Origin of the sequence: Streptomyces sp. NPDC060000 (assembly GCF_042737375.1) — a bacterium.
GTDB lineage: Bacteria > Actinomycetota > Actinomycetes > Streptomycetales > Streptomycetaceae > Streptomyces.
In genome coordinates this window covers 19,900-44,667 of sequence record NZ_JBHWUU010000023.1, presented here as the reverse complement: position 1 = coordinate 44,667, position 24,768 = coordinate 19,900, and the positions used below count along the sequence as shown (strand labels likewise).

At 69.9% G+C, this 24,768-nt stretch carries 21 protein-coding genes and 1 pseudogene; 8 read left to right on the top strand and 14 right to left on the bottom strand.

The window, feature by feature from the left end:
• Positions 1 to 517: 517 nt before the first annotated feature.
• Entirely contained in the window at positions 518 to 1,573 is a 1,056-nt protein-coding gene (locus ACFWBB_RS14760) for an NAD-dependent epimerase/dehydratase family protein (RefSeq protein ID WP_385270969.1), read from the top strand.
• Here the strand turns inward: ACFWBB_RS14760 and ACFWBB_RS14755 are convergent, their stop codons facing one another.
• Positions 1,574 to 3,943, bottom strand: coding sequence for an ATP-binding cassette domain-containing protein (locus tag ACFWBB_RS14755; RefSeq protein WP_385270966.1), 2,370 nt, complete (start codon positions 3,941 to 3,943; stop codon positions 1,574 to 1,576).
• Between the two features lie 229 nt (positions 3,944 to 4,172).
• The gene (locus ACFWBB_RS14750) at positions 4,173 to 5,186 is read right to left on the bottom strand and encodes an LLM class flavin-dependent oxidoreductase (RefSeq protein ID WP_385270963.1); all 1,014 of its coding nucleotides are present in this window, start codon (positions 5,184 to 5,186) and stop codon (positions 4,173 to 4,175) included.
• 116 nt (positions 5,187 to 5,302) lie between these two features.
• Here ACFWBB_RS14750 and ACFWBB_RS14745 point away from each other — a divergent pair, with 116 nt between their 5' ends.
• Positions 5,303 to 5,794 (top strand): HAD family acid phosphatase, encoded by a 492-nt coding sequence (locus ACFWBB_RS14745; RefSeq protein WP_385270960.1) that lies wholly within the window; start codon positions 5,303 to 5,305, stop codon positions 5,792 to 5,794.
• A gap of 129 nt (positions 5,795 to 5,923) precedes the next feature.
• Here the strand turns inward: ACFWBB_RS14745 and ACFWBB_RS14740 are convergent, their stop codons facing one another.
• Positions 5,924 to 6,139: a dodecin gene (locus ACFWBB_RS14740; protein ID WP_385270957.1), complete on the bottom strand. Its 216-nt coding sequence runs from the start codon at positions 6,137 to 6,139 to the stop codon at positions 5,924 to 5,926.
• A gap of 343 nt (positions 6,140 to 6,482) precedes the next feature.
• Here ACFWBB_RS14740 and ACFWBB_RS14735 point away from each other — a divergent pair.
• Positions 6,483 to 7,656: pseudogene (locus ACFWBB_RS14735) on the top strand (extracellular solute-binding protein).
• A gap of 1,142 nt (positions 7,657 to 8,798) precedes the next feature.
• On the opposite strand, the gene ACFWBB_RS14730 reads toward ACFWBB_RS14735, so the two are convergent.
• Positions 8,799 to 9,773: an NmrA family NAD(P)-binding protein gene (locus ACFWBB_RS14730; RefSeq protein WP_385270954.1), complete on the bottom strand. Its 975-nt coding sequence runs from the start codon at positions 9,771 to 9,773 to the stop codon at positions 8,799 to 8,801.
• 83 nt (positions 9,774 to 9,856) lie between these two features.
• Positions 9,857 to 10,558 (bottom strand): SDR family oxidoreductase, encoded by a 702-nt coding sequence (locus ACFWBB_RS14725; protein WP_385270951.1) that lies wholly within the window; start codon positions 10,556 to 10,558, stop codon positions 9,857 to 9,859.
• A gap of 85 nt (positions 10,559 to 10,643) precedes the next feature.
• On the opposite strand from ACFWBB_RS14725, the gene ACFWBB_RS14720 reads away from it, so the two are divergent.
• Entirely contained in the window at positions 10,644 to 11,138 is a 495-nt protein-coding gene (locus ACFWBB_RS14720; RefSeq protein WP_385270948.1) for a TetR/AcrR family transcriptional regulator, read from the top strand.
• A gap of 87 nt (positions 11,139 to 11,225) precedes the next feature.
• Here ACFWBB_RS14720 and ACFWBB_RS14715 read toward each other — a convergent pair whose 3' ends face one another.
• The 6 genes from ACFWBB_RS14715 to ACFWBB_RS14690 all read right to left on the bottom strand — a co-directional run bounded on the left by ACFWBB_RS14715 (position 11,226) and on the right by ACFWBB_RS14690 (position 17,066).
• Positions 11,226 to 11,795 carry a TetR/AcrR family transcriptional regulator gene (locus ACFWBB_RS14715; protein WP_385270945.1) on the bottom strand — a complete coding sequence of 190 codons (570 nt, stop codon included), beginning with the start codon at positions 11,793 to 11,795 and terminating at the stop codon, positions 11,226 to 11,228.
• A 232-nt stretch (positions 11,796 to 12,027) separates the two neighbouring features.
• Positions 12,028 to 13,326 carry an SNG1 family protein gene (locus ACFWBB_RS14710; protein WP_385270942.1) on the bottom strand — a complete coding sequence of 433 codons (1,299 nt, stop codon included), beginning with the start codon at positions 13,324 to 13,326 and terminating at the stop codon, positions 12,028 to 12,030.
• Between the two features lie 457 nt (positions 13,327 to 13,783).
• Positions 13,784 to 14,452: a lipoyl(octanoyl) transferase LipB gene (gene lipB, locus ACFWBB_RS14705; protein WP_385270939.1), complete on the bottom strand. Its 669-nt coding sequence runs from the start codon at positions 14,450 to 14,452 to the stop codon at positions 13,784 to 13,786.
• A 185-nt stretch (positions 14,453 to 14,637) separates the two neighbouring features.
• Complete coding sequence (locus tag ACFWBB_RS14700; RefSeq protein ID WP_385270936.1) at positions 14,638 to 15,081, bottom strand: hypothetical protein; 444 nt, start codon at positions 15,079 to 15,081, stop codon at positions 14,638 to 14,640.
• A gap of 766 nt (positions 15,082 to 15,847) precedes the next feature.
• Positions 15,848 to 16,333 (bottom strand): DUF6114 domain-containing protein, encoded by a 486-nt coding sequence (locus tag ACFWBB_RS14695; RefSeq protein ID WP_385270933.1) that lies wholly within the window; start codon positions 16,331 to 16,333, stop codon positions 15,848 to 15,850.
• A 118-nt stretch (positions 16,334 to 16,451) separates the two neighbouring features.
• The gene (locus tag ACFWBB_RS14690) at positions 16,452 to 17,066 is read right to left on the bottom strand and encodes a DUF6230 family protein (protein WP_266393698.1); all 615 of its coding nucleotides are present in this window, start codon (positions 17,064 to 17,066) and stop codon (positions 16,452 to 16,454) included.
• A gap of 275 nt (positions 17,067 to 17,341) precedes the next feature.
• Between ACFWBB_RS14690 and ACFWBB_RS14685 the strand changes: the two genes are divergently transcribed.
• Entirely contained in the window at positions 17,342 to 18,052 is a 711-nt protein-coding gene (locus tag ACFWBB_RS14685) for a MerR family transcriptional regulator (RefSeq protein ID WP_385270930.1), read from the top strand.
• A 92-nt stretch (positions 18,053 to 18,144) separates the two neighbouring features.
• Here the strand turns inward: ACFWBB_RS14685 and ACFWBB_RS14680 are convergent, their stop codons facing one another.
• Positions 18,145 to 20,322 (bottom strand): MMPL family transporter, encoded by a 2,178-nt coding sequence (locus ACFWBB_RS14680; protein WP_385270927.1) that lies wholly within the window; start codon positions 20,320 to 20,322, stop codon positions 18,145 to 18,147.
• Between the two features lie 265 nt (positions 20,323 to 20,587).
• Here ACFWBB_RS14680 and ACFWBB_RS14675 point away from each other — a divergent pair, with 265 nt between their 5' ends.
• Both ACFWBB_RS14675 and ACFWBB_RS14670 read left to right on the top strand, forming a co-directional pair.
• A complete protein-coding gene (locus tag ACFWBB_RS14675; RefSeq protein ID WP_385270924.1) occupies positions 20,588 to 21,223 on the top strand; it encodes a TetR/AcrR family transcriptional regulator in 636 nt (211 codons plus the stop codon).
• A gap of 259 nt (positions 21,224 to 21,482) precedes the next feature.
• A complete protein-coding gene (locus ACFWBB_RS14670) occupies positions 21,483 to 22,316 on the top strand; it encodes a PIG-L family deacetylase (protein ID WP_385271120.1) in 834 nt (277 codons plus the stop codon).
• A gap of 292 nt (positions 22,317 to 22,608) precedes the next feature.
• Here the strand turns inward: ACFWBB_RS14670 and ACFWBB_RS14665 are convergent, their stop codons facing one another.
• Entirely contained in the window at positions 22,609 to 23,421 is an 813-nt protein-coding gene (locus ACFWBB_RS14665; RefSeq protein WP_385270921.1) for an oxidoreductase, read from the bottom strand.
• Positions 23,422 to 23,677: 256 nt separating this feature from the next.
• Between ACFWBB_RS14665 and ACFWBB_RS14660 the strand changes: the two genes are divergently transcribed.
• Positions 23,678 to 23,824: a hypothetical protein gene (locus tag ACFWBB_RS14660; RefSeq protein WP_385271117.1), complete on the top strand. Its 147-nt coding sequence runs from the start codon at positions 23,678 to 23,680 to the stop codon at positions 23,822 to 23,824.
• Between the two features lie 248 nt (positions 23,825 to 24,072).
• On the opposite strand, the gene ACFWBB_RS14655 is transcribed toward ACFWBB_RS14660, so the two are convergent.
• Positions 24,073 to 24,714: a TetR/AcrR family transcriptional regulator gene (locus ACFWBB_RS14655; RefSeq protein WP_385270918.1), complete on the bottom strand. Its 642-nt coding sequence runs from the start codon at positions 24,712 to 24,714 to the stop codon at positions 24,073 to 24,075.
• Between the last annotated feature and the right edge of the window lie 54 nt (positions 24,715 to 24,768).

Below are 24,768 nucleotides of genomic sequence, written 5' to 3'. Positions count from 1 at the left end.
CGTCCCGGTTGTGGGGCGTCGGCTGCGGTGGACGTGCTGCCCGGGCTTGTGCCGGGCGGTCATCCTGAGCGCGGGGTGTCGGCTGTGGTGGTGGCGGAGGCCGAGGTGCGGTCCGGGCTCGCGCCGGGCGGCCGTCCCGGTTGTGGGGCGTCGGCTGCGGTGGACGTGCTGCCCGGGCTTGTGCCGGGCGGTCATCCTGAGCGCGGGGTGTCGGCTGTGGTGGTGGCCGAGGCTGAGGTGCGGTCCGGGCTCGCGTCGGGCGGCCAGCCCGGTGGCGGGGGGCCGGCTGCGGTCGCCGGGGTCCGGTTGCGGGGGGCGGCACAGGAGCCGCGAGTCATCGCACCGGGCGGTCGGCCCGGAGACCCGGCCGGGGCGGCGGGCCATCGCAACGGTGTGGCCCCGGGAGTCGAGCGGCCGGCCGGTGCGGGGACCCGTGCCGGATCAATTCCCGGCGGACGGGGGGCCGTCGGGGCGTGGTGATGGGATCATGACGCCCCGACCTCTGAGGGGAGCGTGCGTGAACGGAAGCCCGGCAGGCCGGACCGTACTCGTGACGGGGGGCAGCGGCTTCGTGGCCGCCCATCTCGTACGGCAGCTCCTCGAGCGCGGCTACCACGTGCGCACCACCGTGCGCGGCACGGCCGACACCGCCAAGCTCCGGCCACTGCGCGCCCTGCGGGACGCCCATCCCGGCCGTCTGGACCTCTTCGAGGCGGACCTCCTGACGGAGGGTTCGTTCGACGAGGCCATGAAGGGGTGCGCGGTGGTCTTCCACGTGGCCTCCCCTTTCCTGATGCCGGAGAAGATCAAGGACGGCCGACGGGACATGGTGGAACCGGCCCTGACGGGCACCCGCAACATCCTGGCGGCGGTCGAGCGCACCGGGACCGTCGAGCGTCTCGTCCTCACCTCCACGGTGGGCGCGATCTTCGGCGACTACGCCGACGTACGGGAGATGGACGACCGGACCCTGTCGGAGAAGTACTTCAACACCACCAGCACGGTGGAGAACAACCCGTACCACTACGCCAAGACGGTGGCCGAGCGGGCCGCCTGGGAGGCGGAGGCCGCGCAGAGCCGCTGGCGCATGGTCTCCGTCAACCCCGGCCTGATCCTGGGCCCCTCCCTCACCCCCGCCTCGGACTCGGGCAGCCTGTTCCTCCTGGACGAGCTCTTCAAGGGGTACTTCTTCTACGGCGCCCCGGACTTCAGCTTCACCACGGCCGACGTACGCGACGTCGCGGCGGCCCACATAGCGGCGGCGGAACACCCCGAGGCGCACGGCCGCTACATCGTCGCCGCGCCGGAGATGACCTCCTTCCACCAGATGTCGAGAGCCCTGCTGAAGCACCACCCGAAGAACCGGCGTCTGCCCAGGACCGCCCTCCCGCACTGGCCGGTCCGGATCCTCGGCCCCGCCTTCGGACTCTCGCAGGAGTACATCCGCAACCACCTCGGTATCCGCTTCCGCGTCGACAACCGGAGAAGCACCGAGGAACTGGGCCTCACCTACCGCCCGATCGAGGAGACCCTGGTGGACCACTACCGGGCCTGGCGGGAGCAGCGAAGCTAGCTAGCACAGAGAGCCCAGCGCCCTGCGCAGATACGGAGCCGTCGCGCTTCCTTCCGCTCCCGCCACCTCCTGCGGCGTTCCCGTCGCCACGACCCGGCCGCCCGCGTCGCCGCCGCCGGGCCCGAGGTCGATCACCCGGTCCGCGCCCGCCACCACGGACATGTCGTGCTCGACGACGATCACCGTGTGCCCCGCGTCGACCAGACCGTGCAGCTGGCGCATGAGCACCTCGACGTCGGCCGGGTGCAGCCCGGTCGTCGGCTCGTCGAGGAGGTAGAGCGTGTGGCCGCGGCGGCCGCGCTGCAACTCGGCCGCCAGCTTGATGCGCTGGGCCTCGCCGCCGGAGAGTTCCGTCGCCGGCTGGCCGAGCCGGAGATAGCCGAGGCCAACGTCGAGGAGGGTGGCCAGAGCGCGGGAGACGGCCGGGACATCGGCGAAGAAGTCCGCCGCCGACTCCACCGTCAGGTCCAGCACCTGCGCGATGTTCCGGTCCCGGTAGGACACTTCGAGTGTCCCGGGGTTGTAGCGGGCCCCGCCGCACTCCGGACACGGCGCGTACGTACTGGGCAGGAAGAGGAGTTCGACGCTCACGAACCCCTCCCCCTGACACGTCTCGCAGCGCCCTCCGGCCACGTTGAAGGAGAAGCGGCCGGCGCCGTAGCCCCTGGCCCGGGCCGCGTCCGTCGCCGCGAAGACCTTGCGGACCACGTCGAACAGGCCCGTGTACGTCGCCAGGTTCGAGCGCGGGGTGCGGCCGATCGGCTTCTGGTCGACCGAGACCAGCCGGCCCACGCCGGGCAGGTCGTCCGTGATCTCGCCGATGAGCGTCGACTTTCCCGACCCCGACACGCCGGTCACCGCCGTGAACACGCCCAGCCCGAACTCCGCGGTCACCCCGCGCAGGTTGTGCCGGGTCACCGGACCCACCGTCAACCGGCCCCTGGCGGCACGGACTTCGCGGGTGGGCGCCGGAGAGCGGTCGAACAGGAAGCGCGCCGTCGCCGACTCCGGCACCGACGCCAGATCCGCCACCGGGCCGCTGTGCAGCACCCGCCCGCCGTGCTCGCCCGCCCGTGGGCCCACGTCCACCAGCCAGTCGGCGGCGCGCATCACGTCCAGCTGGTGTTCCACCACGAACACCGAGTTGCCCGCCGCCTTCAGCCGCTCCAGCACCGTGAGCAGCGCCTCCGTGTCCGCCGGGTGCAGTCCCGCCGACGGCTCGTCGAGGACGTACACCACCCCGAACAGCCCGGAGCGCAGCTGGGTCGCGAGCCGCAGCCGTTGCAGCTCGCCGGCCGACAGGGTGGGGGTGGCTCGGTCCAGGCCGAGATAGCCGAGGCCGAGTTCGAGGACGGGAGCGATACGGGACTTGAGGTCCTCGGTGAGGACGCGGGACGTCTCGGAGGTCGCGTCGAGGAGCTGGGCCAGTTCCACCAGCGGCAGCGCGGCCAGTTCCGCGATCGTGCGGCCCGCGAAGGTCACGGCGAGCGCTTCGGGCCGCAGCCTGCCGCCACCGCACGCCGGGCAGGGCGTGGCAGTGAGGAAGCGTTCCGCCCTGGCCCGCAGGGCCGGGCTCCGGGAGTCCGCGAAGGTCTTCATCACATAGCGGTGGGCGCTCATGTACGTGCCCTGGTAGGGGCGTTGAATACGGTCGGCGTCCCGCACCGGGTGGACCGTCACCACCGGCTGCTCGTCCGTGAACAGGATCCACCGCCGCTGCTCGGAGGGCAGCTCGCGCCACGGGACGTCGACGTCGTGGCCGAGCGCGTCGAGGATGTCCCGCAGGTTCTTGCCCTGCCAGGCGCCCGGCCAGGCGGCGATCGCGCCCTCGCGGACGGACAGCGAGGGGTCCGGTACCAGCGACTCCTCGGTGGTGCGGTGCACCTCGCCCAGGCCGTGGCACTCGGGGCAGGCCCCGGCCGCCGTGTTGGGGGAGAAGGCGTCCGAGTCGAGGCGTTCCGCGCCCGGCGGGTAGTCGCCCGCGCGGGAGAAGAGCATCCGCAGCGAGTTCGACAGGTTCGTGACCGTGCCCACCGACGAGCGTGAGGTGGGCCCCGAGCGGCGTTGCTGCAGGGAGACCGCCGGAGGCAGCCCGGTGATCTCACCGACCTTCGGTGCGCCGACCTGGTGGATCAGCCGGCGTGCGTACGGCGCGACCGACTCGAAGTAGCGGCGCTGGGCCTCCGCGTAGACCGTCCCGAACGCCAGCGACGACTTCCCGGAGCCGGACACGCCGGTGAACACGGCCACCACGTCGCGCGGGATGTCGACGTCCACGCCCCGGAGGTTGTGCTCGCGGGCTCCCCGGACCCGGATGTACCCGTCCCGCGTGGACGGCTCGCCGCCGTGCGGCTCGTGTGGGCTCGGCATGGGAGGAACTCCGTACGGATCTTCGGTGCGCGGCCGGCGCCGGGCGGGACACACCCGCCCGGCGGGCGGGACAAACCCCGCAATCCTATGCGCGGGGGACGTCCGACGCGCGGTGACCGGCTCGCCGGCGGTGCGGTGACCGGCGCGGGAGCCGCTCGGGAGCAGGTACGGTGACCGGCGCGGGAGCCGCTCGCCGGCGGGTGCGGTGACCGGCTCGGGGGACCGGCTGTCAGCCGCCGCTCCGCTCCGCGCGCACGATCCCGGCCAGCCGGCGGTAGGAGTCCAGCAGCGCGGCCCGGTCGTACGTGCTGGTGGTGACCAGGACCTCCTGCGCCCCCGTCTCCTTCAGCACCGTCTCCAGCTCGTCCGCGACCTGCTCCTCGGTGCCCGCGAGGTGGCCGGTGAGGCCGGACTCGTAGAAGCCGCGCTCCTTCGCGGTCATCGCGCGGACCTCGGCCTCCTCGGCGGCCGGCAGCGGGGGGAAGGTGCCGTGGGTGCGTGAGTACGCCATCGACCAGGCCTCCGGGACCAGGAGCCGTCGTGCCGCCTCGGGCGTCGGGGCCACGGCGACCGTCCCGGAGATGACGACGTAGGGTTCCGCCGCCCAGGGGGAGGGCCGGAAGCGGTCCCGGTAGCGGTCGATGCCGCGTCGCATCCTCGCGCGGTCGCGGAGGTCGCCGATGACCATGGGCAGGCCCGCGCGGGCGGCGATCTCCGCGCCCTCGCCCATGGCCAGCACGAACGGCGGCACGGTCAGCCCCTCCGAGGGCCGCGCGTGCACCCCCGTGGGAGAGCTCCCGAGGAACCAGCCGAGCAGTTCCTGGAGCTGCTCAGCGAAGTCGTCCGCGTCGTCCTTGTCCCGGCCCAGCGCCCTGCGCACCCCGTCGGTGAAGCCCACCGAGCGTCCCAGGCCCATGTCGACGCGCCCCGGGAACAGGGATTCCAGTACGCCGAACTGCTCGGCCACGACCAGGGGCCGGTGGTTGGGCAGCATCACCCCGCCGGTGCCGACCCGTATCCGGTCCGTCGCGCCGGCCACGGCGGCGGCCAGCACGGTGGGCGCGGAACCGGCCACCCCGGGCACCCCGTGGTGCTCCGAGACCCAGAACCGGTGGTAGCCCAGTGCCTCCGTTTCCCGCGCCAGGCGCACGGTGTCCCGGAGCGCCTCGGCGCCGGTGTGGCCCTCGCGCGTGCGCGAGCGGTCGAGGACGGAGAAGCGGGCCGAGGCGATCGCGGAGCTCATACAGGGTTCAACACCGCACGGTCCGCTGGATTCCGCACGGCACCCTGCCGTGCCGGGGATCACCCGCCGAGCCGGAAAATGCCGCCGGGCGCCGCGGTCTGTCTAGGGTGGAGGGCGTGACCGACAGCAGCAAGCGGCCCGTCGCCGTCTTCGACCTGGACAACACCCTCGCCGACACGGCCCACCGGCAGCGGTTCCTGGAGCGCAGTCCGCGCGACTGGGACGCGTTCTTCGCGGCCGCGCCGCAGGACCCGCCGCTCCCGGAGGGCATCGCGCTGGTGCTGGCCAGAGCCGAGGACTGCGAGATCGTCTACCTCACCGGCCGGCCCGAGCGCTGCCGACGGGACACGCTGGAGTGGCTCGCCGCGCAGGGGCTGCCGGAGGGGCGCCTCCACATGCGGCGCGACGACGACCGCAGGCCCGCCCGGCGCACCAAGCTGGAGACTCTGCGCCGACTGGCCCGCGACCGACAGGTGCGCGTGCTGGTGGACGACGACGAGCTGGTGTGCGCCGACGCCGAACGGGCCGGCTTCACCGTGGTCGTGGCGCGCTGGACCGCTCCCTCGGGCGCGCTGAAGCAGGCGCAGGAGGGCGAGGGGCGTACCTGAGGGCGGTCGTACCGGAGGGAGGCCGTCCGAGGGGAGGCGGATGTGCGGCGTGTCCAGGGCCGGTCGCACCCCGTACCCGAGGGTCGGCCGTACGGAAAGGCCCGGCCCCGCACATGGGGTGGGGGGCCGTCAGTCCGACTCGTCCAGGCGGAAGCCGACCTTGAGACCCACCTGCCAGTGCGCGATGTCGCCGTTCTCGATCTGGCCGCGCACCTGGGTCACCTCGAACCAGTCCAGATTGCGCAGGGTCCGGGAGGCGCGGGTGATGCCGTTGCGGACGGCGTCGTCGACGCCCTCCGGTGAGGTGCCGACGATCTCCGTGACCCGGTAGGTGTGTTTCGACATCAGGGTGCTCCTCTCGACCGTGACGGGCCTCGTCACGTGTGTCACGCGTCACTCCACCGTGCCCCAAGCTGCGGCGGAGCGCGAGGCGTCGGGCCGGACGGGGTCGTTCCGCCCTGCCCCTCTTGACCCCCCGTATTGGTCCATACCAAAATCCGGGACACCCGTTCGAGCGCCGCGCTCGTCCCCCACGTCGGGCCCCTCGCCCCTGTCCACCGGGCAGAACAGGACCCCCGTGAGACGTCGCCTCCTCGCCCTCCTCTGTGTGTCCGCCTCCCTCCTGACCGCCTGTGGCGTGCTGCCGGGGACAGGGGGACCCGATCGCCGGACGGTCACGGTGTGGCTGATGAAGGACAGCGCCTCGCAGGACTTCCTGGACCGGTTCACCGAGGACTTCGAAGACGGCCACCCGGACCTCGACCTCGACATCCGCATCCAGGAGTGGACCGGCATCGGCGGCAAGGTGCAGGCCGCGCTGAAGGCCGAGGGCGGGGACGAGGACGGGAACGGGAACAGGGACGGGAACGGACCTGACGTCATCGAGGTCGGGAACACCCAGGTGCCGCAGTACATCGAGGGCCGCGGACTGCTCGACCTGACCCTGGAGTCCGCCGCGAAGTGGGGCCGGGACGACTGGCTGCCCGGCCTCAGCGAACCGGGGCAGCAGCGCTTCCATCAGTACGGCATCCCCTGGTACGCGGCGAACCGCGTCGTGATCTACCGCAAGGACCTCTTCGAGCAGGCCGGCGTCCCCGCCCCGCACCCGCGCCGAGTGGCTGACCGCCACCGGGAAGCTGAACACGGGCGGGAACCAGGGCATCTACCTGGCCGGGCAGGACTGGTACACGCTCGCCGGGTTCATCTGGGACGAGGGCGGCGACCTCGCCACCGAGAACGGCGGCCGCTGGCAGGGTGCCCTCGACACCCGGGCCGCCCTGCGCGGCATGGACTTCTACCGGCGGCTCCAGTCGCTCGGCGACGGCCCCGTGGCGGCGGACGAGGAACACCCGCCCCAGGCAGGAGTGTTCGCCGCGGGCAAGGTGGCGCAGATCGTGGCCGTGCCCGGACTGGCCCGGGCGGTGGTGCAGCAGAATCCCGCCCTGGAGGGGGAGTTGGGATTCTTCCCCGTGCCCGGCAAGAGCGCGGGCACGCCCGGCGCCGTCTTCACCGGCGGCTCCGACCTCGTCGTCCCCCGCAACACCGACGTCAGGGAGGGCGCCATCGCGGTGGTCGCCGCGCTGACCGGCGCGAAGTGGGACACCGAGCTGGCCCGCACCATGAACTACGTGCCGAACAAGGCGAAGCTGGCGAAGGCCGTCGCCGGCGAGGAGGGGGTCGCGGCCATGGCGGCGGGGGCCGCGCACGGCCGCGCGACCCCCAGCACACCCGAGTGGGCCGCCGTCGAGGCGGACAACCCGATCAAGGACTACATGACCAAGGTGCTCACCGGCTCCGACCCGGCGACCGGGGCCCGCCGCGCCGCCCGCCGGATCACGGAGGCGCTGACGGTGACCTTCTGACGGCCGCCGGCCCTACGCGCCCGGCACCGCGGTACGGCCCTCTTCACCGCACCGTGCTCACCGCACCGTGCTCACCGCACCGTGCTCACCGCACCGTGCTCACCGCACCGTGCTCACCGCACCGTGCTCACCGCACCGTGCTCACCGCACCGTGCTCAGCGACAGCGCGAAACGGCCCGCGCCGTCCGTTCACCAGTGGGTCAACTCCAGTCCTGCAGCGGCCAGTTCGGCGCGTACTCCCTCCTCCCGGAACTTGGCCGTGATCGGCCTGTGGTTCGGGGGACGGTGTCGCCGACCCCCGAACAAACTGGACGTCAGCGCCTCCGTGTCGACTTTGAGCCCGCTTGGCGGATCTTGGGGCTCCCCGGGGCGCTCAGTGGTGCCGGGGGCGCGCGGTGAGGGCGTCGAGGTTGATGGTTCCGCTCTGCAGTTTCGCGTCGTGGGGTGCGTTGAATCCGGCATTGGAGAGGCGGGCGCCGCCCGAAGAAGGGCACCGTGCGGCCCAGTGTGCTGCGCATCGTCGAGGGCCTGCACGATCAGCCGGCGTACGTGCGCAACAACCGCGAAGCAGGACTTAGCAGCTGTACGCATCTGTGGTAGTTGGCAGGAGCTGAGGGAGAGGGGCGCGGACGCGATGAGGTCGATCGGCGCCGGCGTCGTGGCGGTACGCCAGTGATGGGCGCGGCCTCCCTCGGTTCGGACAGGGTCAGCCCGGCGTCGTTGATCCCTGTGGGAGTCCGTGCTGTGAGGGGTACTGACAGGGACCCCCACTGATCGCTTCCTTTTCCTACGCTGGGATCCATGGACACCGACACCCAGCAAGCAAAAACGTGAGGTGATCCTCCGGTTCGCAGCTCTCGAGACTCGACCTGTCCGGTCAGGCACCCCGCCCTCCGCGCGTGGTCGGCGCGTAGGCCGGCCCCGGACTTGATGATCACGTGCCTGGACGCTCTCGCGGTCCGACAACCGAGAGGCCGGTGGCCCGGGTTCGCTGGCGAGGGCAGCCGACCGGATGACGGAGGGAGGAGGCGGCGTCGGATGGGCGGAGATGCTCTTGCAGGACCGCGAAGAAGATGACGGGGACGGGGGCCATTCACGTCGACTCGACGGGGAGGGAAACCGGCGGGGTGCCGGACAGCGGTTCAGGCAGACGCCAGCTTCCGGATCCGCGGGTGGTTCTCCAGCGCCCACCGCACGGTCTTCGGCGGGCGTCCGAGCAGGGTTTCCAGTTGGTCGGTGGTGCCGCGGTAGCCGCCGCCGCCCTTCAGCCGGGTCAGGGTCTTGAGGTGCTCCGCGGTGTGCGGGAGCGCGGACAGGGCGGTGTCGACGTAGGTCTCGTTCCAGGTTTCGACGTCTTCGGGAACGTATGTGACCTCGCGTCCCAGGACGGCCGCGTAGTCCTCCGCGAACCCGTGCATGTCCTTCAGCTCCGGGCCGTTGAGGTCGTAGGACTTCGAGATGTGCGGCTCCGGGTCGGCCAGGATCTTCACGCACAGCTCCGCCACGTCGTAGCCCGCGATGGGCGCGAGCCGGTGGTCACCGAAGGGCAGGCGCAGTTCGCCCCTGCTCAGCGGCTCCAGCGCCAGCCAGGTCATCAGGGGGTTCTCGACGAACATGGCCGCCCGGATGTTGACGGTCGGCAGGCCGGACCAGTCCAGCACCTGCTCGGCGACCCAGTGGGCGCGTTGCTGCGGCGACCAGTTGGCGACGAGTCCGCCGAGCCACGCACGCCGCTCCTCCTCCGGCGCGGTCATCTTGTCGAACGTCATGAACGACTGCTCGTACTCGGAGATGTTGACGAAGACCTCGATGTCGCCCTGGGCCCGTGCCGCGGCGGCCATCAGGGTGACGGCGTCGGTGTAGTACGGCGACAGGCTCATGCTGAAGTAGATGCGGCGGACGCCCTTCAGCGCGGCGCTCACGTCGGCGATGGTGAGCAGGTCACCGACGAAGACCTCGGCCCCGGCCTGGCGGAGCGCATGCGCGCGTTCGTCGTCCTGGCGCACGAACGCGCGCACCGGGTGCCCTTGTTCGAGCAGCATGTCGACCATCGTCCGGCTCACACCGCCGACTTCGCCGGCGGCACCGGTGATCAGGATGGGGTTGCGCTCTGGCATCAATGTGTCCTCTGTCTGGTGGGGGGAGTCCCGGTGGGTGGGCGAGCTGTCCACACCGGGCTCTCTGGAAAACGCGGGTGGTGTCACTTCTTCAGCTGCGCGTACATGGCTTCCAGGTCGGCGGACAGTTGGGACTTGACCCAGCGGGTGGTGTCGTCGGCCAGCACCTCGTGCGCTCCCGCCTCGATGCCGTCGAGTGCGGCCACGGCGATGTCGCGAGGGTCTGCCTTGGGCGCGTCGACACCCGACGTCATGTCGGTGTCCACGTAGGCCATGTGGAGCCCGGTCACCGCGATGCCGCGCGGCTGCAGCTCCAGGCGCAGGGAGTTGGTCTGCGACCACAGAGCGGCCTTGGAGGCGCCGTAGGGCGTGCCGTCGGCCAGCCAGGACAGAGCGGAGTGGGCGTTGAGGATGTGGCCCCCGCCGTTGCGCTCGATGACCGGCACGAAGGCCCGGGTGACCAGCAGTGGCCCGTAGAAGTTGGTCTCCAGATCCCGGCGCACGTCCTCCATCGGGGAGTTGAGGTACGAAGCGCGGACGGAGGCGCCGGCGTTGTTGATCAGAATGGTGACGTCCTGGGCCTGCTCGGCGGCCGCCGCCACGGATGCCGGGTCGGTGGCCTCGAGCGCCAGCGGAACGGCATCGGGGTGAGTCACCGTGCGCGGGTCACGGGCCGTGGCGTAGACCTTGCCGGCCCCGCGCGCATAGAGCTCCTCGACCAGCATCTTGCCGATGCCACGGCTGCCTCCGGTGACGAAGACGCTGGCGCCCTTGATCGCTGTCATGACTACCTCCACGAAGAGAAAAACCGATCGGTTTCACCCACCGTAAACCGATCGGTTTTGTCATGCAAGTCGGGTTGGGCGGCGGATGACCACGGCACGCGGGGTCGAGGTGGAGCAGGGCTACTACGGCACCTCCACCGAGGCGATCGCCAAACGCGTCGGCGTCACGCAGTCGTACCTCTTCCGGCTCTTCCCGGGCAAAAAGGCGATCTTCGTCGCCGCCTTGGCGCGGAGCATGGAAGACACCCGCCTGGCTTTCGGGCGGGCGACCGAGGGGATGGAGGGCGGCGAGCAGGCCCTGGGCGACATGGCGGGCGCGTACGCGCGGCTGATCTCGGCGCGCCCCGAAACGCTCCTGATGCGGATGCAGGGATACGCCGTCGTCGCGGCCGCCGAGGCGGAGGGCGATGACCAGACGGGCGAGCTCGTCCGGGCCGGCTGGATGAGACTGTGGGAAACCGTGCACCTGTCGCTGGGTGCCGAGGTTCACGCGGCCACAAGCTTCTTTGCTTGCGGCATGCTCGGCAACACTCCTACGGCCATCGGGCTTCCCTCCGATTGCAGGGAAGCAGGGGCGTGAGGCCATGGGTGCTGCTCCGGCTGCCGGAGTCGGGCGTCAACCCGAAAGAGCGCTTCGGTCGCCGACCCTGCTCGAAGACGGGGCGGATCAGAGCATGTCTGCCGCATCGAGCAGGGTGCTCACAGTGGGCGCGATGAGCCCGGTCAGACTGTCGGCGCCGATCCCCGCGCGGGCGCTGGCGCCGTCGAAGACCAGGATGAGCTGCCGGGCCAGCAGGTCGGGGTTGCTCGCCCCACCCCGTTCGGCCTCGGAACGGAAAAAGGCCGTCAGGTCCGCTTTGATCTGGTGGGCCACCCGGCTCGCGGGGTGGCTCTGGTCCTTCAGTTCGATCTGCACAGCCAGGTACCGGCAGCCTTGGAAGTCGGGCGCACCCGCCTGCGACTCCATCCGCTCGAAGACGTACAGGATCCGCTCGCGGGGGGAACGGCCATCATCCGCCGGGGGCAGGGCCCTCGCCACGAAGGCAGTGGCACGCTCCTTCAGGCTCGCCGCCAGCAGTTCGTCCTTGCTCTCGAACAGCTGGTACATGGAGCGCTTCGACACCCCCGCCGCCTTGCACAGCGCCTCGACGCCGATGCCGACGCCGTCGCGGTAGGTGAGCGTGGCCGCGGCCTCCAGCAGCCGCTCCCGGGGGCTTTGCTTCACTTCGGTAGTCATACCGCGAGGTTAACTCGAATCGGACGAAATAGAAACCGATCGGTTTCCAAGGGGTGCCGGGGAGACCCCGCCGCCGGGCGGGCGCCTGCGGGCCGCTCAGAGGCTCGGCGACGGTCTTGGAGGAGAGACCGTCGCCGAGCCCTGATGGTGCACGCGCCTCTCGTCCCCACGGGGGCGACGCACACCGGGGCCACTCCGAGTAATGGCCCCGTCCTGGGTGAGCCGCCTTCCGCTACGCCGGGGCAGCGGTCTTCTCGGGCTTCGTCTCGGCGGGGATGCGGTGCAGCCCCTTGCGGTCGTACCAGTTGGTCATGCCGAAGCCGAAGAGGGCGGCTGCCGCGAGGCCGACGGCCATCATGGCCCAGCCCCGGGTCAGGCCGGCGTCGGCCTGGGCGTCGTAGTAGAGGATCGAGCGGATGCCGCCGGTGATCTGCCGCAGCGGTTCGAACTCCGCCAGGAAGCGGTAGAAGCCGGGCAGTGCCTGGATCGGCGTGGTGGCGTTGGCCGTCGGTACCGCCATCCCGATGAAGACCAGAGTGACCACCAGCATGCCGGGCGTGCCGAAGACGGCGAGCAGGGTGAGCGCACCGATCCCGGAGACGGCGATGGCGCACACCGAGAACAGCCACAGCAGGGGCAGATGGGCGGCGTGCATCCCCATGAGGCCGACCGCGCCCACCATGACCAGGCTCCCCATCAGCAGCGACAGCCCGGCCATGAGAGTGCTGCTGACGGCGAGGGTCTGCACCCGGGTCGCCCGGATCAGCGGGCGGTGCAGGCGCAGCGGACCCATGTCGTTGTGGGTGTAGCCGAGGGCGTGGTCCACCTGGCCGCTGATGACGTTGGCGGAGAGCATCCCGCAGACCACGAGGACGAGGGCGTAGTAGAACGCCGTCAGGCCCAGGCCGCTGTGCGAGTCGAGGGGATGGCCGTCCTCGACGGTGACGGCGGCCGGGTCGGCCAGCAGGACGCGTGCCGCGACGGGCAGCTTCGCCTGTCCGGTCCCGCCCTGGGACGTGAGCTCCTTGCCCACCTGGAGCGAGGCGCTTTGGGCCGCCTGCGTCGTCGCAGTCCGGGCCAGACTGGAGCCCACACTGCCGGCGGACTGGTTGGTCAGCACCGTCAGCGTCGGACGGGTCGGGACGCCGGTGGTCGCGGCGCCGGTGAGTGCGGTGGTGGCGGAGGTGAAGTCGGCGGGGACGACGAGCGCGCCGTACAGCTTGCCCTTGCCCATTTCCTCCTTCATCTCCTTCTCGTCCATCACCTTCCAGTCGATCTTGCCCCCGCTCGCGGTGGACTTCTTGATCGACTCGGTGAGCCGAGCCCCCAGGTTGACCTGCTTGTCACCGACAGCGGCACCCTTGTCGGCGTTGACCAGACCGACGGGCAGATTCTTCATGTGGTCGACGGGATCGACGTTGGCCCCGACGTAGAACACGGTGAACAGCAGCGCGAGGACGCCCGTGATGACGCCGTTGGCTATCCACAGAGGCTTGGCGCGCAGGACGCGGAACGGGTGAATCCCACTCATGACTTACTCCGGTCTCGGACAACACGCTCATATCCGGAGAAGGGCGGACAGCTTCATTGCGGTCCGGCGACCCTCGGACGTTCGATCTCGGTACACACGGCCGTCGGCGCGGAACCGGGGGTGCAGCACCCCCGCCGGGACTCCGACTGAGGAAACCGGTCAGTTTCAGGGTCATCGTAAACCGATCAGTTTACAAATTCCAAGTCGAGGCGCCGGCCCATGTCCCAGCAGCGCCAGGAAGCCGCGCGCCGGCGCCACCTCTGTCATCGGGTCGCTTCGAGCCGCGAGTGGAGCGGCTCGCTCCAGGTCGCGCGAGCGGTGCGGGTCCGTCGCGCCGAACACGGCCATCGGGGCCGCCCCGCCCAGCAGTCGCCGTTACCGGCTCCCGGTGACCTGCCGGCTCCGGATGATGGCCTCGAAACTGAGCGGCGGCCACCGCGCAAGCGCCTGCCCCGGCTCAGGAGGGTGTGCGCGTCGGCGCCAGCTCGGCTGTTACGGCGTCGGCTACAGCATCCCTCACCTGCGCCTCCGTGGGGGTGGGCCGACCGAGTTCGGCAGCGAGTTGAGCCAACGAGGTCATCCGGACACCGGGCAGGGCGCAGGCCGTGAACGTGGTGTAGACGTCGAGGTCCGGGTCGACGTTGAGCGCGAATCCATGGCTGGTCACGCCGCCGCTGATGCGCATGCCGATGGAGGCGATTTTGCGGTGGCCGGGGGTCCACACGCCGACCAGACTCTCGGCACCTCGGGGTGTGTCCCGGCGTATCGCGTCGAACCCGAGTGATCCCAGCGCACGGATCAGAGCGTGTTCGATCCGTCGTATCAAGCCGCGCGGTCCCAGCTCGCGTACGTTCAGCACGAGATACCCGATCAGCTGCCCTGGCCCGTGACAGGTGGCGTGACCTCCCCGGTCGACTTCGACGAGGCTGATCGGTGAAGCCGGTACCGGCAGTTGGTCGGCCGGCGTCCGCGCCGTGTAGGTGATCACGGGAGGGTGGGTGAGCAGAAACAGCCGATCCCCAGTACGCCCCTGCTTCCGCTCGGCCACCCAACCTGCCATGTCGGCCTGCGCCACCTCATACGGCACCTCACCCAGATCGACCCGCTCCATCTTCCCTGGCTGCATTGCCTCTCCCGTGTCTTCGAGGCGACGTCGCCTCGAGCCGCGCCTGCGAAACCCGCCCCCGACGAACAGACCACGGCCGTGGCTTTCGCCGCTGCACCAGCAGACCACCGTGCACGCGACACAGCCCCGCGGTCAGGTGTCGTCATCCAAGACCACGACCCAGCCACAGCCGCTTGCGGCCGGCTTCAGCGTGGTGTTCCGTACCCGTGGATCCCCGGGATGGCGAGTTTTCCGCCTGTCTGTCCGGCCTGGTCGATGTCGGCGTCGTCCAGGCCGAGTTGGAGCTTGAGGTCGAGCTTCCCGACCGTGTCGTAGAGCCACTCCGGAATGGTGTCCGGGGTGAGGTGCAGGCGGAGGACGGGTGGTGCGGGAAGGTTTTCGATGCTGGAGAGGGTGCCTGTCAGGCTTTCGACGTACATGGTGATGTCGTCGCCCCGGAGCGTGGAGGTGGAACCGGGCGCTCCGTCGATGTGCTGGATCTGTGGGCCGACGGGTACCGCCATCTTCAGGTCGCGGATCGTGACCGCCGCCGCGGTGAACTTGAGCACCCGCTTGGGCCCGTCGGCTGTCTCCACGGTCACCACGCCGCCGAAGACGAGGTCGTGCAGTTCGAGGCGGCTCCCCTTCATGTTCCATGCCTCGGAGGAGAATCGGCCTGCCTCATGTTCCTCGGGGGCCTTGACGTCACTGATGTCGCAGGTGCGGGGAGTTCCTTGGAGCGACTCCGGTCGGGGCGACGGCTCGGCGGTCCGGTGGCTGGGAGCAGGTGATACGGGCGTGGTGGACAGCCGGGGCTCGGGCGGTGCTCCGGACTCCGGCCTCGAAGTTGCCGAGCTTGGTGAAGGGCTCGCGTGGGGTGAGGGGCTCGCGTCGGGTGACGGGCTTTGCTGCTCGGCGTCGTCGCGGAAGAGGGGACCGAGGATGTCCGCGAGGCTCGTTGTCACGGACGTTGCGCTGGGCGAGGGGGTCGCGGTGGCGGTCGGTGCCGGGGTCGGGCCCGCACTCTCGTCGTCCGTGTGCGACGGCGGCTCGACGGGCTCCCCGCTCGGGTGAGCGCCGGCCGTGCGGGGATCAGCGGAAGGGGTGGGGTTTGCGGGAGCGTTCGTCGCAGAGGCTGAGGTGCCGTCGGGACGGGCGCAATCGACACCGCTGGTTCCAGGCGCGCCTGACCCCCCTTCGGAAACGGAGAGCGCCGCGGCGGCACTCGGGTCCGCGGACTCGGGCAGGCGTTGACCTCCCAGGATGAGGGCGGTCGGCAGCGCGGTCAGCGCGAGAGCCCTCCCGACCGGCAGACGCAGACGCGTCAGAGCGGACGTACGGGGGACGGCGTGCCGGCCCCTCGGTGGTCGAGCGAATCGGGGGGCTGCGGCCTCGCCGCGGGTGTCGGGCGACTGGTCACTCACGCCCCTGTCCTCCCGCCCGGCTGACGGCGGCTGACGACCCCTCGGCGCCGTCGGGTATGTCCTCCGGGTGCCCGTCCACCGGGCCCCACGCCAGAGCCAGGAGTCCGCCCGACGCCGCGAGCAGTGTGCCGGCGAAGAACCCGCCGAAGTTGGAGATGGGAAGCGACAGCACGCCGAGGAACACCGCGACGCAGCCGGCGAAGAACCTGATGATCGGCTGGAACCAGAGGAGTCCGCCGAGGACGATCAGAGTCAGGCCGATGACCAGGGACCCGGCCCCCGCGGTGGTGGACATCGCCACGGACAGGGCGCCCAGGGAAAGGTTGAAGTACGGGAAGTAGATGATGGGCGCAGCGGCAAGGAGCACCAGCAGGCCCGCCCAGAAGGGGCGGGTGCGCCGCCAGGCCCGGAAGTCCCGGCGAGCGCGGATGAAGCCGCTGTCACTGTGGGGATGCGCGGGTGCACCTGCACTCGTCATGTGGCAGCTCCCAGGTCGTGAGTGGGTGAGGGTGTCCGCGAGGACGGTGGGGCGCTGCCGCCCCCTGGGCAGTCGCCGGCCGCTTGCGCGCACGGGAGACGAGGGGGCGGGAGCGAGGTCAGAAGCAGTCGTGGCGGCCGGCCGCGATGTTCATGTGCAGGCCCGCCAGTTCGAACGTTCCCGCAGTCGTGGCCCAGACCTTCTGGTGGGCATCGATGATCTCGACCGCGTCCGCCTGCTGGGCGTAGCCGTTGGGATCGACGTGGTCCTTCGGGTTGACCTGACCCTTGGTCATGGAACCGGTGGCGACGCCGATGTCGACGTTGGTGAAGGTGCCCTTCTTCGCCTGGAGATCGGTCATGTCGATGTACAGGTCCTTGGCCTTGGCCGGCGTACCGTCCCCGCCGGCCTTGAGCGTCATGGTGTAGGTCCCGAGGACGGGTATGTCCACCGGGACGGACTGGCACATGTCGGTGATCGTCGCGTTCTTGATGGACGAGACGGAGACGGGCACGTGCTTGCCGTTCTTGGCGACGTCGACCGTGGCGTAGTTGCCGAATCCGGTGCCGCTCAACTTGCCGGCCGAGACCTGGAAGTCGGAACCGGAGATGCTGAACGAAGCGGCCAGTGCGCCCTGGGCCATGGAGACGGCGACCGCCGCCGTGGCGGCCACCGTCGGGACCGCACCGATGGCGAAGCGCTTCCAGTGGGTCTTGCCGATTCGCTGGGACATGGTGTGGTTCTCCGTTGTCTAGGCGTACGAGACGACCGGACCCAGAACCGACTGGCCCGGGGCCCGGGGCGGGGGAAGAACTACGGCTGGGTGTGGCCGTGGCGGTGCAGGCGGCTTCCGCGAGCGCATGTCGTATCAAGCGCACGGAGGAAGGGGCACACCGAAGGGGCACTCGATAGTGTTACTACCGAGTACCTGATAGTGGCACTATCGATCCCGTCGGGGCAACCCCCGGTAACGCGATACTGATGGGACAGTTGAGCGTGAGGGAGCGCATGAGGATTTCAGAGCTCAGTCGCCGGTCCGGGGTACCGGTGGCGACCATCAAGTACTACCGACGGGAAGGGCTGCTGCCCGAGGGCCGCGCGCTGAACCCGACCACGGTCGAGTACGGCGAGGAGCACATCCAGCGGCTCCGTCTGATCCGTTCTCTCATCCAGCTCGGCGGGCTGTCCGTCGCACGTACCCGTGAGGTGCTCGATGCGGTGGACCGTCCACTGGACGAGTTCGAGACCCTGGGCGTCGTCCACCACGCACTGCCCGTGCCCTCCGCGGAGACGAACGGGAAGAGCGGCGCGGACAACGAGGACGGTCCCGGAGCGGAGAGCGCCGCCGACGAGGCTGTACCGGGCGGAGCCGCCGCGAGGGTGGAGGCGCTCATCGAGAACATGGGCTGGCGGATCTCCGACGCGTCACCGCACCGCCCCGCACTCGCCGAAAGTCTCGCCGCGCTGAGCCGCCTCGGCACCGACTACACGGCAGACGACCTCATCCCCTACGCACAGCTCGCCACCTCCACCGCCGATTTGGACTTCGCGCAGTTCGAGGGGATCGAGGACCGCATCGCTCTCGCCGAGCGCGCGGTGGTCCTCACCGTGCTCTTCGAGCCGGTCGTCCGGCTGCTACGGCGCCTGGCCCAGGAGGACGCGAACCACCGTCGCCATGATCGCCGTGCGTGCGGGCGGGGCGAGCATCCGGAGGAGTGAGTTTCCAGCAGTGCACCGCCAGCACCCCCGCTCGCGACGGCAGCGAGGGCCGAAGTGCCGCAATTGAAGGCACTTCGGCCTCTCGGGAGGGTTCAGCTCGTGGCTACGGGGACCCGCTCGTCTGTGTCCTCCGGCACGTCGGTCTCCTTGATTCCGAACCGGTCGTAGAAGCGGGCGAGTGGGCCCGGAGCCCACCAGGCCGCCCTGCCCAGCAGCCTCATGACGGCCGTTCCCAGCAGGATGCGCACCACCAGCACATCCACCAGGACCGCGAACACCATGCCGACGCCGAAGAGCTTGATGGTCAGCACATCGCTCATCCCGATCGCCGCGAGCGGCACGCACATCAGCAGGGCGGCGCTCACGACCAGGCGGCCGATGGACTGCAGCCCGGTCGCCACGGCCTCCGTGCTGTCGCCCTGCTTGTCGTACTGCTCCCGCATCCGGGACACCAGGAACACCTCGTAGTCCATGGAGAGCCCGAAGATCAGCGCGAACAGCATGATCGGCATGTTGGGTTCGATGTTCCCGGTCGGGTCGAAGCCGAGCAGGTTGTGCAGATGGCCGTCCTGGAAGATCCAGACCAGGACGCCGAAGGTCGCGGTCAGCGACAGCATGTTCATCGCGATGGCCTTCAGCGGCAGCAGCACCGAGCCGAACGCGAGGAACAGCAGGAGGTACGTCATCACCGCGATGTAGAGCAGCATCCACGGCAGGGTCTCGCCCAGTGCGTCCAGGGTGTCGTCGTAGACCGCCGACTCGCCGCCGAAGTACGCCCGGGCGCCCGGCGGTTCGGGGACGTCCTTGAGCCGGTTCACCAGGTCTCGCGCGTCGGTCGAGATGGGATTGCCGTCGTAGGTGACCGACACCCGGGCCGTGGTGCCCTCGACTCCGGTGATGCCGGCGCTCGTGGCGCCCTCGGTGGCGCCGAGCCGCTCGGCGTACGCCTTCAGCGCCGCGCCCTGTTCCTTCGAGGTCCCGTCGGACTTCAGCACGAGCAGCGAGTCGATGGACTTCACCGCGTCGCCGTCGAAGTCGTTCTCCATGGCGTTGAAGACCTGGCGGCCCTCGGAACTGCTCCGCAGCTGCTGCGCGTTGATGGAACCGAACTCGATCTTCGAGAACGGCAGGGCGAGCGTCAGCAGCAGGCCCACCGCGCCCACCACCACGACCCACCGCCGCCGCATCAGGCCGTGCCCGAACCGGTACCAGGCACCCTCGCCCGCCGCTGTCGAACGCGCGGCCTTCTCGCGGCGCAGCGGGAAGGCGTTGACCTTCGGTCCCATGACGGCGAGCAGGGCGGGCAGCGCGACCAGTGAGAAGAGCACCGCCAGCAGGACCGCGGCCACACCGCCGTACGACATCGACTTCAGGAATGTCGACGGGAAGAGGGTCAGTCCGGCCAGCGCCGCCGCGACCGTGGTGCCGGAGACCATCACGGTGCGCCCGGCCGTGGCGAGAGTGCGCCCGATCGCCGCTTCGCCGGTGTAGCCGGCCGCCAGTTCCTCGCGGTAGCGGCTGACGATCAGCAGGCCGTAGTCGATGGCGACCGCGAGACCCAGGATGGTGACCAGGCTCATGGAGAACACGGACACGTCGGTGATGTTGGCGATGGTCCGCAGGACGGCCATCGAACCGAGGATGGAGAGCACGCCGACGAGCAGCGGGAGGAAGGCCGCGGTCAGACCGCCGAACACGACCAGCAGGAGCAGGAAGAGCACGGGGGCCGAGATGATTTCCGCGGTTCTCAGGTCGTGTTCGATCTTCTCGCTCGCCTGGTGGCCGGTGGGCACCGTTCCGCCCTGCAGGGTCTGAAGGCCGGGTGCCGGGATCTTGTCCTTGACCGCCTTGTACGCGTCCTCCTTGGCCTTCTCGCTGCTGCCGTGGAGGTTCAGGGCGACGTAGGTGGCGTGCCGGTCGTGGCTGACCTGCGCCGGCATCCTGGTGGTCCAGAAGTCCAGGTAGCCGGTCACCTCCGACTTCGGCAGGGACTCCAACTGCTTGACGACCGCCTGCTGGAAGGACGGGTCGTCGACGGTGCGGTCCTTGTCGCGGTAGACGATCACCGCGTCGGGTGTCCGCTGGGGGAACGCCTTCTCGGCGATGTGGGCCGCGCGCACGCTGTCCGAGCCGGGGTCCTGGAAGCCGAGCGGCGTCAGGGAGCCGAAAACTCCGGCACCGTAGGCCCCGGACAGGACGGCGAACAGCATGGTCAGTATCAGCACCGGCTTTCGCCTGCGGTACAGCAGACGCCCAAACCCCTCGAACATGACTTCTCCTAGATCGTTAGCCGGCGCCGGGCAGGACCGTTCGAAGGTCGGCGCCGAATGAACCGTAACAGCGTTTTCATTGCTCGATGCAACACAGTTGCACACCTCTCATCCGGAGAGGGGTCGAGCTCCTCTGTCCTGACCTGCTGGTATGCAAGAGGAGCTCGTTCGGAAGCGGCGGGTCCTGACGCGGGGTGCAGCGGACGACGGCAAGCCAAGGTGATACCGAGAAGCATTCGTAACGGCGTTGCAATACGATGGCGCCATGGCCAGGCTCAAGACACATGACGAAGCACTCCGGCTCCGGCTCCTGCACCGCGCGGCCGCCACGGTCTTCGACCGCGGCACTGCCGCGCTGAGCCTGCGACAGCTCGCTGCGGACGTGAAGACCTCGACCACGGCGGTCTACTCGCTGTTCGGCAACAAGGCGGGTCTGCTCAGCAGCCTGTACGAGGAGGCCGCGCGGCTCTTCGTCGCACGCCTGGCAGCCATCCGTCCCACGGACGACCCGGCGGGCGACGTGATCCGACTTGGGCTCGTCTATCGCGAATACGCCATCGCCAACCCGCATCTCTACGCGATCCTCTTCTCCGACCGCAGCGTCCAGTGCCCGTCCGGGTCGGAGTCGGAGAGGCCGCGTGAGGCCATCGAGACCTACCGGCCCCTCGTCGACGCCGTGCGGCGCGGACAGCAGGCAGGGCAGTTCAGTCCGGAGTCCGACCCGGAGGTCATCGCGCTGTCGGTCTGGGGAACGGCCCATGGCCTGGTGTCCCTGGTGCTGTCGGGGAACGAGCCGCCCGGGCTCGCGGTCGCCGACTGCTATGAGCGGGCCCTGGGGGTATTGGTAGCGGGGTGGCGAGTGAGCGAGGGGAAGGTTCAGGGGTCCGCGGACGTGCCGTGAGTCCGGACCCGGGATCGCTCCGGGCCTGAACGTACGGTTCAGTGGGACTCTTTCGGGTCGCGTTCCGCGAGGTGGTACGTGAGTCCCCGCTGCCGTGGCCGGTCTATCCGGTGGGGGCCCTTCTGAAATGATCAGTTCTGAAATGATCAGGCCGGTCGGATCCTGCGGGACACCGGACGGACTCGGTGGGCTGCGGGCTGTCACGTACCGCTGTGCCGCAGACTGGCTTCGATCGCTTGACCGACGAGGGGTGGATTTCATGGCTGACCGGGCTTTGACTCTGATGGCAGTGCACGCCCACCCGGACGACGAAGCTACGGGAACAGGGGGTGTCCTGGCGCGTTATGCGGCGGAGGGCATCCGCACGGTGCTCGTCACGTGCACCGACGGTAGCTGCGGTGACGGTCCGGGGGGCGCCAAGCCGGGCGACCCCGGGCATGATCCAGCTGCCGTTGCCGTGATGCGTCGCGGCGAGCTCGAAGCGAGCTGTGACGTCCTGGGGATCGGTCATCTCGAGCTGCTCGGATACGCCGACTCCGGGATGATGGGCTGGCCGGCCAACACCGCACCCGGATCGTTCTGGAGTACGCCCGTGGATGAGGCAGCCGCTCGGCTGGCCGAACTGATGCTGCGTTACGAGCCCGATGTCGTCGTGACCTACGACGAGAACGGGTTCTACGGCCACCCCGATCACATCCAGGCGAACCGGATCACGATGGCAGCGCTGTCGCTGACCGGGATGGCGTCGAAGGTGTACTGGACGACGGCGCCGCGCTCGATGATGGAGAAGTTCGGGCAGATCATGCGCGAGTTCGGCGCGGACTGGGAGGAGCCGGGTTCGTCCGAGGCCGGCGAGGGGCCCGAAATCGGCCTCCCCGACGAGGAGATCTCCACGTGGGTGGACACCACTGAGTTCGGCGGCCAGAAGTTCGACGCGCTGGCCGCGCATGCCAGCCAGAGTGAGAACATCTTCTTCCTGCGGATGGGCAAGGAGAGGTTCACGCAGCTCATGGGCGTGGAGACGTTCGTCCGGGTCCATGACACCACCGGCGCGCCCCTGCCCGAGAACGACCTCTTCGCCGGCCTGCGCTGAGCTCCGGTCGGCGGCCGTCCTGCGGACACACGGGGTCCCGCAGCCTGCACACGCCGCAGCCCGAGCGACGTTGTCGGAGCCTTCTTCCCGCAGCTGGTCAGATCCCTCGTCCCGGCTCAGGCACGCGACCGCGGCGTCGACGTCCCCGCGTTCCTCGGCGGAGCGCCAGCTCGCGACGGTGGCGGCGGCGGAGTGCCGGGTCTCGGGCATGGGTCTCTCGCGGTATCGGCGGCGCGATGGGATGTGCGGGTGCCGACGTGCTTGGTGGACGGGGTGCGCGGGGTGGCGGGTGTCAGCCGGTGAGCTTGTTCATCGTGCGGATCTGCTTGTCCAGGACCCAGGCGGGAGCGAAGCGGAGCATGCGTGCGCGTCCGGCCATGGGACCGGCGGCGTAGCGCAGCTTCGGCTTGGTGTCGGTGGCAGCCGTGACGATCGCCTTGGCGACGACGGCGGGGTCGTCACCGCTCTTGATCGCCTCTGTCATCAGGCGGTCGAAGACGTGCCGCTGGTCGGCGTAGGTCTGCAAGGGGGTGTCGGGCTTGGCGCTGTTGGCCTCGAATCCGGTGTTGGTGTAGGCGGGTTCGACGAGGAGCGAGCGGACGCCGTACTGGCGGACCTCGTGATCCAGGGACTGGGAGTAGCCCTCGATCGCGTGCTTGGACGCGCCGTAGACGGCCATGTAGGGAGCGGGGATGAAGCCCTGTACGGACGAGAGGTTGATGATGCGGCCGCGTCCCTGGGCGCGCATGTGTGGCAGGACCTCCTTCACCATGCGCATGACCCCGAAGACGTTGATGTCGAAGACACCCTGCGCCTGTGCGAGTGAGGTTTCCTCGGCCGCGCCGATCGAGCCGATGCCGGCGTTGTTGACCAGGACGTCGATCCGCCCGAACCGGTCGATCACCTGCTGGACCACGGCGGTGACCGACTTGTCACTGACCACGTCGAGGTCGAAGAACGTCACGCCCTGGAGCGGGGTGACGCGTGAGGTGTCGCGGCCGGTGCCGGCCACCTCGAAACCCGCCGCGACCAGCGCGAGGGCGGTCTGCTTGCCGATGCCGGAGGACGCGCCCGTCACGAGGGCCACCGGTCGATTTGTCGTCATCATGCGCTCCCGAACTCGCTGAGAAACCGATCGGTTTCCCCATGCCCTCACTGTAAACCGGTCGGTTTCCACTGCGCAAGCTCAAGCAGGGAACTGATCCCGGGCCGCGTCACCGGCCGGCTTCGGCTTGAGCTGGCCGGCGCCCGTCGGCAGGGCATGCGCCGGATGAGCAGGCAGGAGAGACGCGGGAGCGTCATCCCCGCGCTGCGATCGCGAGTTCGCGCTCAAGGGCTACTACGGCACCTCTGCCAGGGCGATCGCCAGGCGTGTCGGTGTCACGCAGCCGTACCTCTTCCGACTCTTCCCGGGCGAGAAGGCGATCGCCGCCGCCTTGACGCGGAGCACGGAAGAAGTGCTTGCAAACGAACGCCCGCCTGGCGTTCGAGAGCGTGGCCAAGGATGAGGGGTGCGAGCAGGCCTCCCGTGCCATGAGCAGCTCAATGGCGATCGGTTACACGCGGCCGGTCTCGGCGCACCCCGAAACGCTCCAGATGCAGATGCGGGGATACGCCGCCGCGGCAGCCACCAGGCGGTAGAAGCCCTCGGCGGCGTCCGGTGAGACGGGCACGAGCCCGTGCGCCGGGCCGGTGAGCAGGGGGCGTGGGCTGCCGTCCGGTGCGGAAGCTCCTGAAGGAATCCGGGCCTGCGGGATCAGGGCTGATCGCTGATGGCTCGGTAGGCCGCGGTGAACAGGGTGTAGCACAGGTCGATCAGTTCCTCGACGGTGGCGTTCTGGTGGCCCAGCGTCCAGTCCACGAGGAGTTCGTTGACTCCGCCGACCAGACTCATCGCGGTCATGGTGAGCCGGCTGGAGGAGGCTTCCGGGTCAGGGAGCGGTCCGACGACGGCGGCGACCATGGCGGCGAATTCGTGCAGGACCTCACGGCGCCGTACTTCGAGGCGGGGACTGGCGCCCACGACCTCGATGAGCACCAGGCGGGCCATGCGGGCGTCGCCGGCCAGTGTGCGGATGAACACCTCGAGGCCGGCGCGCAGCTGGGCGTCGACATCGGGTGCGGCAGCGGCTGCGGCCTGCGCGGTTTCGGCTTGGATCGCAGTGATCAGCTCGTTGTAGACCCCGGCGAGAAGGTCTTCACGGTCGCGGAACGACTCGTAGAAGTAGCGCTCGGTCAGTCCGGCATGCGAGCACACCTGCTTGACGGAGGCTGAGGCGTATCCGACCGTGCCGAACATGTCGAGGCCCGCCTGGATGAGGCGGGTGCGGCGCTCCTGCTGTCGTTGCGCCGCATCGCGCCCGCCGTAGCGCCGCCCAGCGGTCTGTGTGCCGGTCATTTCTCCCCTTCGCAGAGGTGTTGACACCGGTGTGCTCCGAACTGACACTCTAGC